This is a genomic window from Mycobacterium sp. D16Q13, from assembly GCF_002013375.1.
Classification (GTDB): domain Bacteria; phylum Actinomycetota; class Actinomycetes; order Mycobacteriales; family Mycobacteriaceae; genus Mycobacterium.
This window is the reverse complement of record NZ_MAEW01000022.1, coordinates 20,132-36,328: the sequence shown is the minus strand read 5'-3', so window position 1 is coordinate 36,328 and position 16,197 is coordinate 20,132. Positions and strand designations below refer to the sequence as shown.

General features: G+C 64.6%; 14 protein-coding genes. 8 read left to right on the top strand and 6 right to left on the bottom strand.

Annotated features, from left to right (window positions below):
- Positions 1-157: 157 nt before the first annotated feature.
- Genes B4400_RS21455 through B4400_RS21440 form a run of 4 tightly spaced genes read left to right on the top strand, consistent with a single transcriptional unit; the run spans position 158 to position 5,302 of the window.
- Entirely contained in the window at positions 158-1,684 is a 1,527-nt protein-coding gene (locus B4400_RS21455) for an ABC transporter substrate-binding protein (RefSeq protein WP_078312790.1), read from the top strand.
- Entirely contained in the window at positions 1,681-2,706 is a 1,026-nt protein-coding gene (locus tag B4400_RS21450; RefSeq protein WP_078312758.1) for an ABC transporter permease, read from the top strand. Before B4400_RS21455 ends, B4400_RS21450 begins: the two co-directional genes overlap by 4 nt.
- Complete coding sequence (locus tag B4400_RS21445) at positions 2,706-3,647, top strand: ABC transporter permease (protein ID WP_078312759.1); 942 nt, start codon at positions 2,706-2,708, stop codon at positions 3,645-3,647. The genes B4400_RS21450 and B4400_RS21445 overlap by 1 nt, the downstream gene beginning before the upstream one ends.
- A complete protein-coding gene (locus B4400_RS21440) occupies positions 3,644-5,302 on the top strand; it encodes an ABC transporter ATP-binding protein (RefSeq protein ID WP_078312760.1) in 1,659 nt (552 codons plus the stop codon). The genes B4400_RS21445 and B4400_RS21440 overlap by 4 nt, the downstream gene beginning before the upstream one ends.
- Here B4400_RS21440 and B4400_RS21435 read toward each other — a convergent pair.
- From B4400_RS21435 to B4400_RS21425, 3 genes are all read right to left on the bottom strand, one after another.
- Complete coding sequence (locus tag B4400_RS21435) at positions 5,299-7,338, bottom strand: esterase/lipase family protein (protein WP_078312761.1); 2,040 nt, start codon at positions 7,336-7,338, stop codon at positions 5,299-5,301. The two genes, B4400_RS21440 and B4400_RS21435, sit on opposite strands and share 4 nt — an antisense overlap.
- Positions 7,339-7,457: 119 nt before the next feature.
- Complete coding sequence (locus tag B4400_RS21430; protein ID WP_078312762.1) at positions 7,458-8,882, bottom strand: amidase; 1,425 nt, start codon at positions 8,880-8,882, stop codon at positions 7,458-7,460.
- Positions 8,879-9,439: a TetR/AcrR family transcriptional regulator gene (locus B4400_RS21425; protein ID WP_502688425.1), complete on the bottom strand. Its 561-nt coding sequence runs from the start codon at positions 9,437-9,439 to the stop codon at positions 8,879-8,881. Before B4400_RS21425 ends, B4400_RS21430 begins: the two co-directional genes overlap by 4 nt.
- A gap of 153 nt (positions 9,440-9,592) precedes the next feature.
- Here B4400_RS21425 and B4400_RS21420 point away from each other — a divergent pair, with 153 nt between their 5' ends.
- The 3 genes from B4400_RS21420 to purM are packed head-to-tail and all read left to right on the top strand — an operon-like array spanning position 9,593 to position 12,799.
- Positions 9,593-10,600, top strand: coding sequence for a 3-ketosteroid-9-alpha-monooxygenase, oxygenase component (locus tag B4400_RS21420; RefSeq protein ID WP_078312764.1), 1,008 nt, complete (start codon positions 9,593-9,595; stop codon positions 10,598-10,600).
- Complete coding sequence (locus B4400_RS21415; protein WP_078312765.1) at positions 10,597-11,670, top strand: NAD(P)H-dependent amine dehydrogenase family protein; 1,074 nt, start codon at positions 10,597-10,599, stop codon at positions 11,668-11,670. The genes B4400_RS21420 and B4400_RS21415 overlap by 4 nt, the downstream gene beginning before the upstream one ends.
- A gap of 49 nt (positions 11,671-11,719) precedes the next feature.
- Positions 11,720-12,799 carry a phosphoribosylformylglycinamidine cyclo-ligase gene (gene purM, locus B4400_RS21410; RefSeq protein ID WP_078312766.1) on the top strand — a complete coding sequence of 360 codons (1,080 nt, stop codon included), beginning with the start codon at positions 11,720-11,722 and terminating at the stop codon, positions 12,797-12,799.
- 25 nt (positions 12,800-12,824) lie between these two features.
- Here the strand turns inward: purM and B4400_RS21405 are convergent, their stop codons facing one another.
- The gene (locus tag B4400_RS21405) at positions 12,825-13,004 is read right to left on the bottom strand and encodes a DUF3073 domain-containing protein (protein WP_078291719.1); all 180 of its coding nucleotides are present in this window, start codon (positions 13,002-13,004) and stop codon (positions 12,825-12,827) included.
- Between the two features lie 115 nt (positions 13,005-13,119).
- The gene (gene ygfZ, locus B4400_RS21400; RefSeq protein WP_078312767.1) at positions 13,120-14,214 is read right to left on the bottom strand and encodes a CAF17-like 4Fe-4S cluster assembly/insertion protein YgfZ; all 1,095 of its coding nucleotides are present in this window, start codon (positions 14,212-14,214) and stop codon (positions 13,120-13,122) included.
- Positions 14,215-14,251: 37 nt separating this feature from the next.
- Here ygfZ and B4400_RS21395 point away from each other — a divergent pair, with 37 nt between their 5' ends.
- The gene (locus B4400_RS21395; RefSeq protein ID WP_078312768.1) at positions 14,252-15,106 is read left to right on the top strand and encodes an aminodeoxychorismate lyase; all 855 of its coding nucleotides are present in this window, start codon (positions 14,252-14,254) and stop codon (positions 15,104-15,106) included.
- 288 nt (positions 15,107-15,394) lie between these two features.
- Here the strand turns inward: B4400_RS21395 and B4400_RS21390 are convergent, their stop codons facing one another.
- The gene (locus tag B4400_RS21390; RefSeq protein WP_078312769.1) at positions 15,395-16,012 is read right to left on the bottom strand and encodes a heme-binding beta-barrel domain-containing protein; all 618 of its coding nucleotides are present in this window, start codon (positions 16,010-16,012) and stop codon (positions 15,395-15,397) included.
- Between the last annotated feature and the right edge of the window lie 185 nt (positions 16,013-16,197).

Here is a 16,197-nt window from a genome sequence, read left to right as displayed (position 1 = left end):
CTCGGCGGGATCGCAACCAACCTACCTAACGCTCGCTTGGTCGGTCTTGTGACATGTATTGCACCGCACCCCAGCAGGTTGGGGCAAGTGTTGCCATACTCTTCGGATGCGCAAACTGGCCGTGGCCGCATCCGTGCTGCTCGTTGCCGGATGTGGAGTGGGTCGGCCACCAGGAGCCGTCGATGGCGAGTACCTCACGGTCGGCACCACGGACCGCGTGTCCACACTCGATCCCGCGGGGGCCTACGACAACGGCTCGTTCCAGGTCGAGAACCAGGTCTACCCGTTCTTGTTGAACTTCACCCCGGGCACCGATGACCTCAAGCCCGATTTGGCGGCGTCCTGCGGTTTCAAGAACCCCACGCTGTACAGCTGCACGCTCAAGCCGAATACGGTGTTCGCCAACGGGCACAAGCTGACCTCATCGGACGTGAAGTACTCGTATGACCGTGAGCGCGTGATCGACGATCCCAATGGGCCGCAGTCGCTGCTTGCCAACCTTGATCGCGTCGAGACGCCTGACGAGCTGACGGTCGACTTCCGGCTCAAACTTCCCAACGACCAGACCTTTCCTCAGGTGCTTGCCACCAACGCCGGGCCCATCATCGACGAGGAAGTCTTTCCGCCCGACCGGCTGCTCGATGACGACGCCATTGCGCGCGCCGAACCCTTTGCGGGTCCGTACACCATCACCTCGCATAGCAAGAACCAGCTGATCGGCCTGCGGGCCAATCCCACATATGTTGGCGGGCTAGGCAAGCCGCAATGGGAGCTGATCGGTATCAAGTACTACACCGGTGGTGAGAACCTCAAGATCGACATCGAGAATCGAGCCATCGACGTCGCGTACCGGAGCTTGTCCCCGAACGACATCGAGACGTTGCGAGTCAATCCGCGTCTCGCGGTACACGAGGGCCCCGGCGGAGAGCTCAGATACATCGTTTTCAATCTCAAGACCATGCCGGGCGGCACGGATGCGCAGAAGTTGGCCGTCCGCAGGGCCGTCTCCTCGCTGGTCGATCGCGAAGCCTTGTCCCGCAACGTGTACAAGGGCATCTACACTCCGGTCTATTCGGTGGTACCCGACTCGATGTCGGGTGCCGTGGAATCGTTCAAGACGCTCTACGGGGCCAAACCCAATGTGGAACTGGCCCGAAAGTTTTTGTCCGATGCCAAAATTCCAGTTCCGGTGCTGATCAACCTGCAGTACAACCCGGATCACTATGGAAGCAATTCATCCGAGGAGTACGCGGCGGTCAAGGGACAACTCGAATCATCCGGTCTCTTCCAGGTGGATTTGCAGTCCACCGAGTGGGTCGCCTACCAAGAGCGCCGGTCATCGGACTCCTACCCCGTGTATCAGTTCGGCTGGTTCCCCGATTTCCCCGATCCCGACAACTATCTGACCCCATTCTTCATGCCGGACAACATGTTGGTGAACCACTTCGAGAATGACACCATTACGCGGCTCATCACCGCCGAGGCCACCGAGCCGGACCGGGCCAAGCGCCTGAGCATCATCGGGCAGATCCAGGATCTGATGGCGCGCGACTATATCTCGACGCTGCCGCTGCTCACCGGGAAGCAGATCGCGGTATCGGTGAAGAATGTCGAGGGGATCAAGCTCGGCCCCTCGTTCAAATTCCAGTTCACTCCGCTGACGAAGACCGGCGGCGCCGCATGAGCACCACCCTGCTGCGCTACCTCGGAGTGCGCCTGGCGCTCATCGTCCCGACGGCGTGGATTCTGATGACGCTGGTGTTCGTGCTCATGCGCGGTATCGGCGACCCGATCACCGCGCAGGCCGGCGGCCGACTCACTCCGGCGGAGATCGCCAAGCGCAAGGCTGACGCGGGATTCGACCGGCCCATCTGGACTCAATATTGGGAGTACCTCAGTGGCGTGTTGCGCGGGGACTTCGGGCGCACGTTGACCGACAAGCGCTCGATCACCGACATCATCGTGGTCAACGGCGCCGCCACCCTGGAACTTGCGGTCGGTGCGATCATCTTGGCGCTGCTGGTGGGCATCCCCTTGGGCCGTTTGGCCGCAACGCACCGCGACAAGACCACCGACGTGTTGTTGCGGCTGGCGGCGGTGTTCTTCTACGCCGCCCCGGTGTTCTTCGTCGCGATCCTGCTCAAGCTTTTCTTCTCGGTGAAACTGGGGTGGTTGCCCGCATCCGGGCGCAGCACCGTGGGGACCGAGATCGCGCTGGATGCTATGCCGCACCGCACCCACCTGTTGCTAGTGGACACCGTGTTGTATGGCAACAGTGGGTATTTCGTGGATGCGCTGAAACATCTCGTGTTACCGGTGCTGGCCCTCGGGCTGTTGACCGCTGGGGTGTTCCTGCGACTGGTGCGCGTCAATCTCTTGCAGACGCTGCGTGCGGGGTATGTGGACGCCGCCCGCGCCCGCGGACTTTCCGAGCGAGTCGTCGTGGGGCGGCACGCCTTCCGGAACTCGCTAGTGCCGGTGGTCACGGTGATGGGCATGCAGATCGCGATGCTGCTCGCCGGTGCCGTGCTCACCGAGACGGCCTTTGAGTGGAATGGGTTGGGTTCACAGCTAGCGCATTATCTTTCGGCGCGCGACTTCGTAGCGGTGCAGGGCATCGTCACCGTGATCGCGATCATCGTCGCGGTGATGAGCTTCGTCATCGACGTGGTGGTCGCCTTCATCGACCCGAGGGTGAGGTTCTGATGACGGCATCGGTCAGGGAACCCCTCAGGGGCCGGCTCCGTAGCCTGCCGGGTGTGGGTCTATTGCGTTCCACGCATGGCCTGCAGCGGTTCACGCTGGTGGCGGGCCTGGTTCTCGTCTCAGGATTTATTCTCGTCGCGATACTGGCGCCCCTGCTGGCGCCGTACGGGTTCGCCCAAACCAGCGTGGACAGTATCGATTTCGTGCGGCAGCAGGCCCCGTCCTGGCAGCACTGGTTCGGTACTTCGGTGCGGGGTGAAGACGTGCTTTCGCGCGTGCTGTTCGGAGCCCGTACCGCGCTGCTGGTCATCGTGACCTCGCTGGTGGTTTCCCTGCCGGTGGGTGTGGCCCTGGGCCTGACCTCCGGATACCTGGGCGGTTGGCTGGACCGTGCGCTGGTGCTGGTCACCGACGCGCTGTACGCCATGCCCTCGCTGCTGCTGGCCATCGTGGTGTCGATCGCGGTCACCGGAGGGCAATCCAGCACCGGCGGAGGCATTTTCGCCGCGGCCATCGCCATCATGGCTGTGTTCGTCCCGCAATACTTTCGAGTCGTACGCAACGCCACTGTCGGTATCAAACAGGAGCCGTTCGTCGACGCCGCACGGGTCACCGGGGCCAGCACCCCGCGAATCCTGTTTCGGCACATCCTGTCCAATGTCACCTCGTCATTGCCGGTGATCATCACCCTCAACGGTGCGGAGGCCATCCTCACCCTGGCCGGCCTCGGCTTCCTCGGCTTCGGCATCGAACCCACCCAGGCCGCCGAATGGGGGTATGACCTCAACAAGGCGCTCTCGGATGTGGCGAACGGTATTTGGTGGACGGGAGTCTTTCCCGGTACCGCCATCGTGCTGGTGGTTCTCGGGATGACGCTGGTGGGCGAGAGTCTCAACGAGGTCATCAATCCGCTGCTGCGGACGCGGCGGGGGGACGCATGAGCGAGAAGGAAGCGTTGGCTGCGCTGTCGTTCCAGTCGCTGTCGGTGACGTTCAACACCGACAGCGGTCCGGTGTCCGCGGTCGAAGATGTGTCGTTTGACGTCAAACCGGGGGAGGTACTTGCCGTCGTCGGAGAGTCGGGTTCGGGCAAGTCGGTGTCCTCGCGTACCGCTATCCGGCTGCTCCCCGACACCGCGCGCATTACCGGTTCGGTCCTGCTCGACGGCCGCGACGTCACCAAACTGTCGGGCCGCGAGCTGACGGCCATGCGTGGCAAGGACATCGCGATGGTTTTCCAGGAGCCCGGAGCGGCACTGGATCCACTGTTCACCATCGGATACCAAGTGAATGAGGCCGTTCGCGCGCATTCGGATATGAGCCGTGCGCAGGCCCGCGCGCGTGTCATCGAACTACTCACACTCGTGCGGCTGCCCGATCCGGAGCGCCGCTACGACTGCTATCCGCATCAGCTCTCGGGTGGCCAGAAACAACGCGTGGTCATCGCGATCGCCATCGCCTGCGACCCCACGGTCATCATCGCCGACGAGCCGACCACTGCCCTGGACGTGACGGTACAAGCCGAAATCCTGGAGCTCCTGCGGGATCTGCGCGACAGGATCGGCAGTGCCATTGTGCTCATCACCCACAACATGGGGGTGGTGGCCGATATCGCAGACCGAGTGGTTGTCATGAAGCAGGGAAAGGTCGTCGAAATAGCCCCGGTGGAACGGCTTTTCGCTGAGCCCGCCGAGCCGTACACCCGCGCGTTGTTGGCGGCGGTCCCGCACCTGGGGCAAGGAGATCCCGAGCATGCGCCCGCGCAGAGTCCGGAATCGGCCGAACCCGTGCTGAAGGTGTCCAACCTCGTCGTGGAATTCCCTGGCCTACTCGGCCGTTCGTCCTTCCGTGCGGTAGACGATGTGAGCTTCAGCATCGGGCGAGGGAAGACCCTGGGGCTGGTGGGGGAGTCCGGATCCGGGAAGTCGACCATCGGCCGATGCGTGGCCGCGCTGCAGCAGCCCGCCTCGGGATCGGTGCGGATGCTCGGGCAGGAGCTCGTCGGCATGAGCCAACGCAAGCTGCGCCCGCTGCGCGCGAAGTTCGGTTTCGTGTTCCAGGATCCGGCGACCTCGCTCAATCCGAAAATGCGCGTGGGCGACTGCATCGCCGAACCCATGCGGGTGCACCGATACGGCGACCAGCGCAAGATTCTGGGCCGCGTCGCGGAGCTGATCGATGCGGTGCAACTTCCGGCAGGCACCGAAAACCGCTATCCACATGAGCTTTCGGGCGGTCAACGGCAGCGCGCCAACCTGGCCCGAGCACTCGCTTTGGGGCCCGACCTCCTGGTCGCGGACGAGCCCACCAGTGCACTGGACGTGTCTGTGCAGGCAGCGGTTCTGGACCTGTTCGAGGAACTGCAGCGTCAGTGGCAGTTCGCCTGCCTGTTCATCAGTCACGATCTCGCGGTGGTGGATCGACTGGCCGACGAGGTCGCGGTGCTACGGCATGGCGTCCTGGAGGAGCTGGGGCCGCGTGGCGAGATTCTGCACAACCCATCGACCGAGTACACCCGCACCTTGGTCGCGGCCGTGCCCGTACCGGATCCCGTAGAACAGCGAGAGCGGCAACGCGCGCGGCAGCGCAGCCGCTAGGAGTCGCCCGCGGCGTGCTCGTGTGACGTTCCGGTGGTGGCCTTCTTGTGGTCACCGGTACCCGAGCTGGAACTGGTGTCCGAATGTCCGGGCTTGCTGTCACCCGTCCCGGCCCCCGATCGTGAGGCTGTCGGGCCGGATCCACCGGCGCTGCCCTTGGATGCGGAATGATGTTGTCCACCAACGGTATTCGACGCTCCGGGGCGTGCCGGGGAACCGTCGGAGGTGTGCGTTCCGGCCCCGGCGCTCGTGGAGGCCGTGCCGTTCTTCTCGGTCGCCGTCGGTGGCTTCGCTGACTGTGCCGACTTCGTCGAGTCCGAATCGGTTGCCGGGCTGCTGGTCGGGTGGTCGGCGGGTCTGCCTCCCGCCGTTGTCCCACCACGGCCTGCCAGCCCATTGGCGCCGATACCGATTTTCGGCGTGACGCTCATGGACTCATGTGCTGACGGCTTCTTGTCGCCATCCGGCGTGCCCGGCGACTCGCTGACTTTCGTCTCACCCCCCGCCGGGGCGGATGTGGCGGTGGTGCCCCGGTTGGCCTTGGCGCGGTGATCCGGCTCCGGGGAGCTCTTGGTACCCGATGACTGTTCGGCCGGGCCATTGGCAACCGTCACACCGTGAGTTTCGCTGATGGAGACCGATTGGCCGTTGCGCTTCAGCGTGACATCGCGCCCCGCAACCTCAAGGGTGGCCCCCGAAGGCGTGGTGACCGTGGTGCCGGTAGCGGCCTTGCCGCTTGATTCGCGAGATTGCTTGGCGGTGTCCTGCTTTGCATCGGGCCGGTCGTCGATAGTCGCGACGAGCTTGCCGCCCTCGGACACGGTTGTCATGTCGCCGTCCCTGGTCAGAGTGGTGCCGGGATTGGCCTTTACCTGGTTGGCGGAGCGCGGCGCCGACTGGCTGGACTTGAGGTAGTTGGTCACCGCCGAGATGACGTTCTCGGTGTTCAGGCCGTGGTCGACCACACCGTCCCGCGGCACGCCGGGCAGGGAGTGTGCTTCGATATTGACTGCGGTGGAACCCGGTGCCGCGGTGATGAATTGAGACTTGTAGGGCGTGGCCACCACATCGTCCTTGGTGCTCACCACCAGGTAGTCGACGCCAGGTTTGGTGTCCGGCAGCTTGTCGAGCTTCTCCAGGAAGCGGCTGCCCACGGTTTGTTGCGACAGGGACGGCCAGGCCAGTGTGCTGGCGGCCCCGTAGATCGCGTCCCTGACCGGTTTCCAGCCGTTGATGTCGATCGAATTGCCCACAGGGCCAACGAAGTCCGCCAGGCCACTGAAAGTGGTGCCGTGGGTTGACGGAGCAAGCTGAACGACATTGGCCACTCTGTCGGATTTGTCCTGCGCCACGAAATTCTTGATCAGCAGGCCGCCCTGGGAATGGCCCACGAGGTCGACCTTGCCGGCGCCGGTGTGGTCCAAGACTGTCGCGACTTCGTCGGCGAGCTGCTGTGTGGACACCTCGACATCACCGAAGCCGCGCAGCCCGATCTTCTGTCCGATCGACCCGACGAGGCCCTGGAATCCAGTCTGGCCGTACTCGAAGGTGAACGCCTGCATCCCGGCGTCGTGGAGGCTCGTCTTCATCGCATCCCAATACTGCTGATTCTCGGCGGTCCCATGTACCAGGACCACCGGGATGCTCCCCGGCGTGGGGGTGTCGGCGGCGGAAGGGGGAGTCAGTGATTGGGACGTGATCACCGCGTCGAGTCCTTGGCCGTTCGCGCCCGGATTCAGCGAGACGGTGGCCCGCCTGGTGATGGTCAAGGTAGGTGAGGAATCGGAGGCGCCACGCTCCGGGCCGAGTGGTGTCGAGCTGGAGGCCAGGGAAATGAACCCGGACTCCACCGTCAGCGTCATCGGAGCGGACAACGCAATGGCCGGGGTCGCGTGGAGGGCGGCGGGCGCCCCGTCCGTGAGAACCAATGATGCGACGAGGGCCGTGGCCAGCAGGACCCGCAGCCCATCTGCGCGTGGGTGTTGTGAAAGGGGATTCCGGAAGATACCGCTCGCTCGGTGCGATGCCGTCGGCATGAATCAAACGGTAGGTGCTCAGCCGGTAGCTCGCATGTCGAGCGTCCCAATTCTGTTGCAACACTGACAATTTGTGACTGGTGTCACGGCTGGGGGGTTGGATGTGGCCGGGTGGGCGATTAGCCCAGAATCGAGAAGGGTCGCGCCTCCTCGACTTCCAGTGCCAGCTCAAGCAATGTTCGCTCGCTGCCCCGGCGGCCACTGAACATCACCCCAATGGGTAGGCCGTCCGGATCCTGGCCGAGTGGAAGCGATATCGCCGGTGCGCCGGAAGCGTTGTGCATCGGCGTGAACCCCACATATGAGCCGAGTTTGTCCAGCAGCACCTCGGGATCCTGATCCGGGGTGAGGTACCCGATGCGCGGGGTGGTGTGGGTGAGCACCGGAGTGAGCACGGCATCGATACCGGAGTTGAATCCGCGTTCGTATACCCGGGCGGAGGCGGCCAGCCGGGCCAGGAACAGCGGCGTGCGATACGACCGCCTAACGAACCTGCGGCTGAGTCCGAGCGTCAGCGGGTCCAGCCGGGAGCCGTCGAATCCGTCGAACAGCCGGGAGCCGCCCTTCGCGACGGCGAACGCCAAGAAGGACCAGTAGTCCTCGAAGTCGGTCTTGAACGAGGGCAGCACGGCGGGCGTATATGGCTCGACGGTGTGGCCAAGGGATTCAAGCATTTCCGCGGCGGAATTCACCGCTTGCCGGGTCGCGGTATCCGTGGCCGGAGTGAAAGGGGAATCCATACACAGACCGATGCGCAGCCGGCGCTGCACCGGGCGGTCCACGCGGCCGATCGGCGGCAGCTTCGGATTGCGGTAATGCAGTTCGGCCGCTTCGAAGAACCGCGCGCAGTCCCGCACGCTGCGCACCAGCACCCCGTCGGCGACGATCTTCACGGGCGCCGAGCTGCTTGATGGATCGCCCAAAAGTCTTCCGCGACTGGGCTTGAGGCCAACTAGTCCGCAGACCGCTGCCGGAATCCGGATGGAGCCGCCGCCGTCGTTACCGTGTGCGATGGGCACCACGCCGGCCGCCACCAGGGCCGCCGAGCCACCTGAGGACCCACCGGCGGAGAAGTCCGTGTGCCACGGATTGCGGGTGACCGAGCCCCCCGAACGTTCCGTGCTGGCGGACCAGCCGTATTCCGGCATGGTCGTCGAGGCGATGGGCACGACACCGGTGCTGAGAAACTGTTGGGTGAATGGCCCGTCGACAGTCTGCAGCGTCGGTGCGATCGCCGCTGAGCCTTCTGTCAGCGGCATTCCCGCCACGTGGATATTGCACTTTGTCGCGGTGGGTACGCCCCGAAAGGCAATGAACGTCCCGGCACCGGCCTCGGCTGCCTCTGCCCGCTCCCGCGCCCGCGGAAAGTCCTTGAACTCCACCGCATTGAGCGCCGGATTGACCCGTTCCAAGCGGACGATAGCGGCCTCGGCGCATTCGGCCGCGGTGACCTCGCCGGAGGCAATGCGCTCGGCCACCCCGGTGGCATCCAGGTCGCCGAGAGCGTCCTCGGTGAATGCCGAAACGACGTGCGTGCGCGTCACTTAATTCCTCCTAGATAGGCGACGATCGCGTTGGTGAGCCCTCGACGGGCCTCCTCCAGATCCGAATAGGTTCCCAGCTGCTTTTCCGACACAAGCCCACGCATGGCACCCGGAATGAAGGCCGCCACCTCGCGCACCCGGACTGGATCCACATCCAGGCCTTCGAACGCCTGCTGGCACGCTCGCGCCCAACGATGCTTCCATGACGCCAGCTCGGCGGCGGTGTGGGGGTATAGCCGTTCCAGCTCGGCGGATTCGTGGGGCAGTGCGCGGCGCAGGTTCTCGATGGCGCGGGAGTCCGGTGCGGTCAAACCCCGATAGAGGGTCTCGACGATTGCGCTGACCCGGCGATCCAGTGGGCCCTCCGGATCGGACCGCCAGGGCTGCTCGCCCCGGCGCTCGGCGGTGCGCTGCAGGACCGCGGCCCACAGTCCGTCGATATCACCGAACTGGTACTTGACCGCTCCCCAGGTAGCGCCGCATTCCTTGGCGATTTTATTCGCCGACACCGCCGCCGGATCGCCCGAGGCAAGCACGCGCAGCGCAGCGTCGAGCATGCTCTCGCGGGTCGCCAGGCCGCGACGATTAGCTCGTCGTCCGGTGGCCACCACTTCGCTCATTTCAGTGATGTTAGCGGTCCAAGATTTGTCATAGAAGTATCTGTGAAAAGTCGATGGATTGGATTACTGTCACCGCGTAAGGAGGTTCCGATGCCGAAGCCGCCGTTGTCGATGAAGCCCACGGGGTGGTTCCAGGTTGCCTGGTCCGCGGAGATCGCGGTCGGCGCTGTGCATCGGATGACCTACTTCGGGTGTGAGATGGTGGCCTGGCGCGCGCAGTCGGGTGAGCTCGCCGTCATGGATGCCTACTGCGAGCATCTCGGTGCGCACCTCGGGCACGGCGGGCACGTTGAGGGCGATCGCATCGTCTGCCCCTTCCATGGCTGGGAATGGAACCGTGAGGGCAAGAACGTGTGCATCCCCTACGAGAAGCGTCCAAATCCATTGCGGCGTATTCGAAGTTATCCGGTAGTGGAACGCAATGAGGCGGTCTACATCTGGCATGACGTCGATGGCCGCGAGCCGTACTTCGATGTCCCGGACGTCTTTACCGGATTCGCAGATGGCAGCAGCGCCCAGGATTACTACCCGGGATATCCGTACAGCACCCTGTATCGGGAACGGCTGCAACTGCATCCGCAGTATGTGCTCGAAAATGGGGTCGATTTCGCGCATTTCAAGTACGTGCATAAAACGCCGTTCATCCCGACGTTCACCCGGCAGGAGTTCGAGGAGCCCATCTCCTATGTCGATTTCACCATTGCCTTCGACGAGATACCGGGCATGTCGGCTGAGGATATGAGGAGCGGAGTGCAGGCCATCAACGGCGGCTTAGGAGTTGCCGTCACCAAGAGCTGGGGGATGATCGACAACCGCACCGTGTCCGCGGTGACCCCGGTCGACGACCAGACCTGCGATGTCCGATTCACCGTCTTCATCGGACGACCACCGGGGGACGGCCCTGGCGAGACCAATGAGCCATCCCAGACCGCAAAGACCTTCGCGCAGGCCATTATCGACCAGTTCCTCGCCGACATCCACATCTGGTCGCACCAGCGGTACTCAGACCCGCCCGCCCTGGTGCGGGCCGAATACGAAGGCTTTATCGCCCTACGGAAATGGGCGACCCAGTTCTATCCGGAGGAAGTCCGAGCATGAGTGGAATCAGGGTTTTTCAGGTGGCGACCGGAAATGTCGGCACCGAGATGATCAAGCGTATCGCCCAGCATCCCGATCTGGAGTTGGCCGGATTACATTGCTACTCAAGAGAAAAGATCGGCCGGGACGCCGGCGAGCTCGTGGGGCTGGAACCCAACGGAGTTATCGCCACCGGCACTGTCGAGGAGATCATCGCCGCCAAGCCTGATGTGCTGACCTTCCACGGTGTGTTCCCCGACGAAGATCTCTACGTGAAGGTGCTCGAGGCGGGCATCGACATCGTGACCACCGCCGACTGGATCACGGGGCACCATCGCAACCAGAACCACCCGCATCCCTCGGGCCGACCCACCACTGAGGTCTTGCAGGCCGCGTGTGAACGGGGTGGATCCACCTTTTACGGCACCGGGATGAATCCGGGTCTGACGCAGATCCTGGGCGTCGTCCACTCCTGCGACGTCGCCGAGATCGAGAACGTGACCGTCATCGAATCGGTGGATGTGTCCTGCCACCATTCGGTGGACTCCTGGGAGATGGTCGGATACGGGCGCCCCGTAGCGGACCCGGAGATCCCGGCGCTCCTGGAGAAGGGCACCCGTGTCTTCGCCGACGGGGTGTATCTGATGGCCGACTGCTTCGGCCTGGAACTCGACGACGTCACGTTCTCCTATGAGCTGGGGGCCTGTACCGAGGACATCGACCTCGGGTGGTACCGGTTGCCCAAGGGCTCCCTGGGCGCCAACTATCTGAAGTACCAAGGGATCGTCGATGGGGTACCCAAGGTGGAGGTGCATGTTGAATGGCAGATGACCCCGAAGACTCAGCCGCACTGGAACGTCAAGGGCTGCTACATCACGAAAATCCAGGGCGATCCCTGTGTCTACAGCAAGCACATGGTCATTCCCAGGCCCGGCACCGACTTCTCCGACCCCGCCGCCTTCGCGTCCGTCGGGATGACCGTCACGGGTCTGCCCGCGCTCAATGCCATCCGGAGCGTCATCGATGCCCCGCCGGGCATCCTCACCTCGGCCGACCTGCCACTGCGCGGATTCGCGGGGCGGTTCAAGTAGGGCTGTGCGGACACCGCTGCCAGCCGGGACGGGTAGCCTAAGGCCCGTTATGAGCGAGCGAGCCGACAAACCCAGTAACTCGTACGCCGCGGCCGGGGTGGATATCGAAGCCGGCGACCGGGCGGTCGAGCTGTTCAAGAAATCCGTCGCCAAGACGCATCGCCCCGAGGTGTTGGGCGGTATCGGCGGCTTCGCCGGGCTGTTCGCCCTCAAGGGCGGATACCGCGAGCCGGTGCTCGCGGCCTCCACCGACGGCGTGGGCACCAAGATCGCCGTGGCGCAGGCCATGGACAAACGCGACACCGTGGGCCTCGATCTGGTGGCCATGGTCGTCGACGACCTGGTCGTGTGCGGCGCCGAGCCGCTCTTCCTGCAGGACTACATTGCCGTCGGCAAGGTGGTGCCCGAGCGCGTCAGTGAGCTGGTCGCCGGCATCGCCGAGGGTTGTGCCATCGCGGGCTGCGCGCTGCTCGGCGGCGAGACCGCAGAACATCCGGGTCTGATGGCTCCCGATGACTTCGACCTGTCCGCCACGGGTGTCGGCATCGTGGAAGCAGATCGGGTACTAGGACCGGACCGGGTGCGCCCGGGCGATGTCGTGATCGCGATGAGGTCCTCGGGGCTGCATTCCAACGGATACTCGCTGGCGCGGCATGTGCTGCTGGAAATCGACCGGATGGACCTGTTCGGACAGGTCGAGGAGTTCGGTCGCACTCTTGGTGAGGAGCTCCTCGAGCCCACGCGCATCTACGCCAAGGACTGTCTGGCGCTGGCCGCCGAGACCGAGGTGCGGACCTTCTGCCACGTCACCGGTGGAGGCCTCGCAGGCAACCTCGCCCGCGTGATCCCCGATGGATTGGTCGCCGAGCTGGACCGCGGTAGTTGGACCCCCGGCCCGATCTTCGCGATGATCGCCCAGCGCGGCCGCATCGAGCGTGCCGAGATGGAAAAGACCTTCAACATGGGAGTCGGCATGGTCGCCGTCGTCGCACCCGAAGATGTCGACAGGGCGCTCGCGGTCCTGACCGCACGGCACATCGACTGCTGGACCCTTGGCGCCATCAAGAAGTCAGCCAAGGATTCGGGCAGCGAGAATGCCGTGCTGGTGGGCCAGCACCCAAGATTCTAGGGAGAGGTGCTGTGCCTGGTCGCTGTCAGCGGCGCCAGGCGTCCTCGTCTTCGGTCCAGCGGTCGCTGGTGCGGTCGTCATCCGGCTGAGATGACGGAGCGCCGGAGAGTTCACGGCGGAGCTGCTCGAGATCCGTGTTAGGAGAGCTGTATTTCAGCTCGCGAGCAACCTTGGTCTGCTTTGCCTTTGCCCGGCCGCGGCCCATGGGGGAACCCCCTCGCGCAATAGCGGAGCGGCCCAATTTCAGGGCGGCTCCGGTGGAGTGTTTTTATCGATCCTGACGATAGTTTAGCGTGCCGATCCACCAACTGCTGCACGCCCTAACCACCCGGTTGACCGGGCCCTTGTCGCAGACGGTTGATCGCCTCGCGTCCACGCTGCTCACCCTGCAGGTCGGGCAGTAGATCGAGGTCGATAGCGGCTGGTGACGGCCCTGCTGTGAGGGGCGTCGTATCGCCGTGTGCGAGGGCGTCGACGACCGAGCGTTTGAGTAGGGCCAGGGCTATCGGGCCCAGGTCAACATGGTCGACCACCGAGCCCACCCGGCCGATGGAACGGCCGCCCGCCGCCACCTCGTCGCCCGTGGACGGCCGATCGGCAGAGCCATCGAGATGTAGCAACACCAGCACCCGCGGTGGCTTGCCCAGATTGTGTACCCGGGCCACCGTCTCCTGTCCGCGGTAGCAGCCCTTTTCCAGGTGCACCGCCCGGGGATCGTCGTCGACCGCGATCCATGCCACCTCATGCGGGATGGTCCGCTCGTCGGTATCCAGGGTCAGCCGTGGGCGCGCGGCCGCGATCCGGAGTGCCTCGAATGCCCAGAGACCGGCGGGGCGTACCCCCAGCCGGTCTGCCAGGTCGTGTCCCGGGGGAACCAGGAGGTCGAACGTCGCATCGGGGAGCGGCCACGGCATACGCCTGATGAGGCCGCCGCCGGGCAGGGCGACCGCGCGGTCGAGTTCAGGGAGCGTTGCGATCCCCAGCTTTCCGGCGAGGTTGACGCTGTCCGGTCCCAGCAGGGTGAAGACCTTCAGATCGGACGACGAGACCTCCACCTTCGCCCAGAACACCATCTTGGCGAGGAAGTCCTTGAGGGCCTGGCCCCGCCATGGCTCGGTGTCCAGGTAGGTAATGCCGTCCAGATCGGTTTGTACCCAGTGGTCTTCGACACGTCCCTGCCCGTCGAGGCTGAGGTTTTCTCGCGTTTCGCCGTCCCGTAGGCCGGTGACGTGCTGGCTCGAGATGGTGTGCAGCCAGCTCAGCCGCTCGGTGCCGGACAGGGCGATGACGGGGCGTGTTGACCGATCGATGAGGACGGCACCGGTCAGGGCCGCGCGCTGCTCGCCGAGGGGGTCGCCGTAGTGCCACACCGCGCCGGCGTCGGGGTTACCTTCAGGTACGTAGATGGCCGTCATGATGTTTCCAACTCTACGGCCGCTAATCTCATTGCCCATGGCGGTAGCGGTGCTGGTCACACTCGACGGTGAAGTGCATGACCCCTCGGTGCCGCTGTTGTATGCCGACGAGCTTGCCGCTGTTCGCGGAGATGGCGCGTTCGAGACGCTGCTGGTGCGCGGCGGAACGGTCTGCAAGCTGGACGCGCATCTGGATCGGATGGCCGCATCTGCCGCGTCAATGGATCTGGCCGAGCCCGACCGGCCTGCCTGGCGTGCGGCCGTCGAGGTCGGTGTGCGGCAATGGAACTCGATATCGACCGACGATGCGATGCTGCGGCTCGTCTTCACCCGTGGACGCGAAAGCGGCGGGGGCGCAACGGCATATCTGACCATCGCGCCGGTTCCGGAACGATCGTTGGTGGCGCGGCGTGACGGCGTCTCGGTGATCACCCTGGATCGCGGACTGCCCGCGCGGCCCGCCGAACCGCTGCCCTGGCTGCTATCGGGGGCAAAGACGCTGTCCTACGCGATCAACATGTCCGCCCTGCGATATGCCGAAACTCAAGGGGCTCAAGACGTCATCTTCGTCAGTTCGGATGGGTTCGTGCTTGAGGGGCCCCGATCGACGGTCATCGTGGACACCGGCGACGCACTGATCACCCCGTTCCCGGAGCATGGGATTCTGCACGGAACCACGCAGCGGGCGCTCTTCGAGGTGGCCGCGGCCGAGGGCATCCCGTGCCGGTACGAGGCCGTGAGACCCGCTGATCTCGTTGTTGCCCAGGATGTTTGGATGTTGGCCAGTATTACTCTCGCTGCCCGGGTGCGCACGCTCGACGGTGCCAACCGTCCGGCGGGGCCGCTGGCGGTGCGGTTGCCCGAGTTGGTCGACAAGGCCATCGCGCTCTAGTTCTGCTCGGCGGAGAAAAATCGGTTGTCGCGCACTCTCTTGCGTCGTACCGTCGTCGGTACACAAGGAAGGAGGTGGTCCGAACATTGATTACGTATTGGACATGTGAGGTGGCTGCCCGCTAGTTGCAGCCATGCGCTGCAGTGGGCAAATCCACGGCAGCCACCCGGCCCCCGAACCCTCGATGAGTCCGATCGAGCCGAATGGTTCGGGGGCCGCCCCCTTTTTTTGGGGACGGCCGGACAGTCTCACCGACATGCCCGGCTAGGGGCGACAGGCGCGGGAGGTCTAGCCCGCGAATCGTGACAGCCGCGCCGATAGATGCGGTGTCAGGCCGCCGTCGGCCCCCACCCGCTCCTCGACGTAGGCCAGGTCACCGCCGTCGACGATCCCATACAGACGTTTGGCTCCGCCGATCAGCGCGCCGGACTTGCTCCGGGCCAGCGCATCGGTGACCAACTCCCAGGATGAGGCGTTGCGGGGATGGCCGTAGAACAGCTCGACAAACCCCGCGGCGTGGGCCAGCACCAGCTCGATGGCCTGCTCTTCGTCTGGATCGTCCGGATCAGGAGCGAACCGCCAAAACCCGCTCTCGCGCAAGGTCAGCCGCTCGAACTGCCCGTCGGCGTCCAGCCGCCACGATCGCGAATCCCACGTGAGGTAGTCGCTGCCGTCATGCGCGACGATGATCTGCTGTCCGAAGCGGTAGTCGCCGTCGGCATCCCGGCCTTCGCCCTCGCCGCGCCACACTCCTACCAGGGGCAGCAGCGCGAGCATCGCCTCATGCAGGTCCGCGCCTTCGCGCAGGTTCGCGGTATCGGCAGGGATGGGGAGGTCTTGAAAGGTGGGAAGGTTCCGGCCCACCGATGGCCGCTGCTCGGCGGCGGTCGGATCTGGTTCCGTCACGACTCGTCGGTGATCAGCCGGTACAGCGCGTACAGCGCGAACCAGGTGATGACGAGCACCGCGGCCACCAACATGATCTCGAAGAAGAGCACCACGGAATGGGAGCTTACCTGGGATAACGGTGTGACCCACAACTCGCCGGGTAACGTCGGGTTCAGCTACCGCGATGGAAGGGTGTGACGATC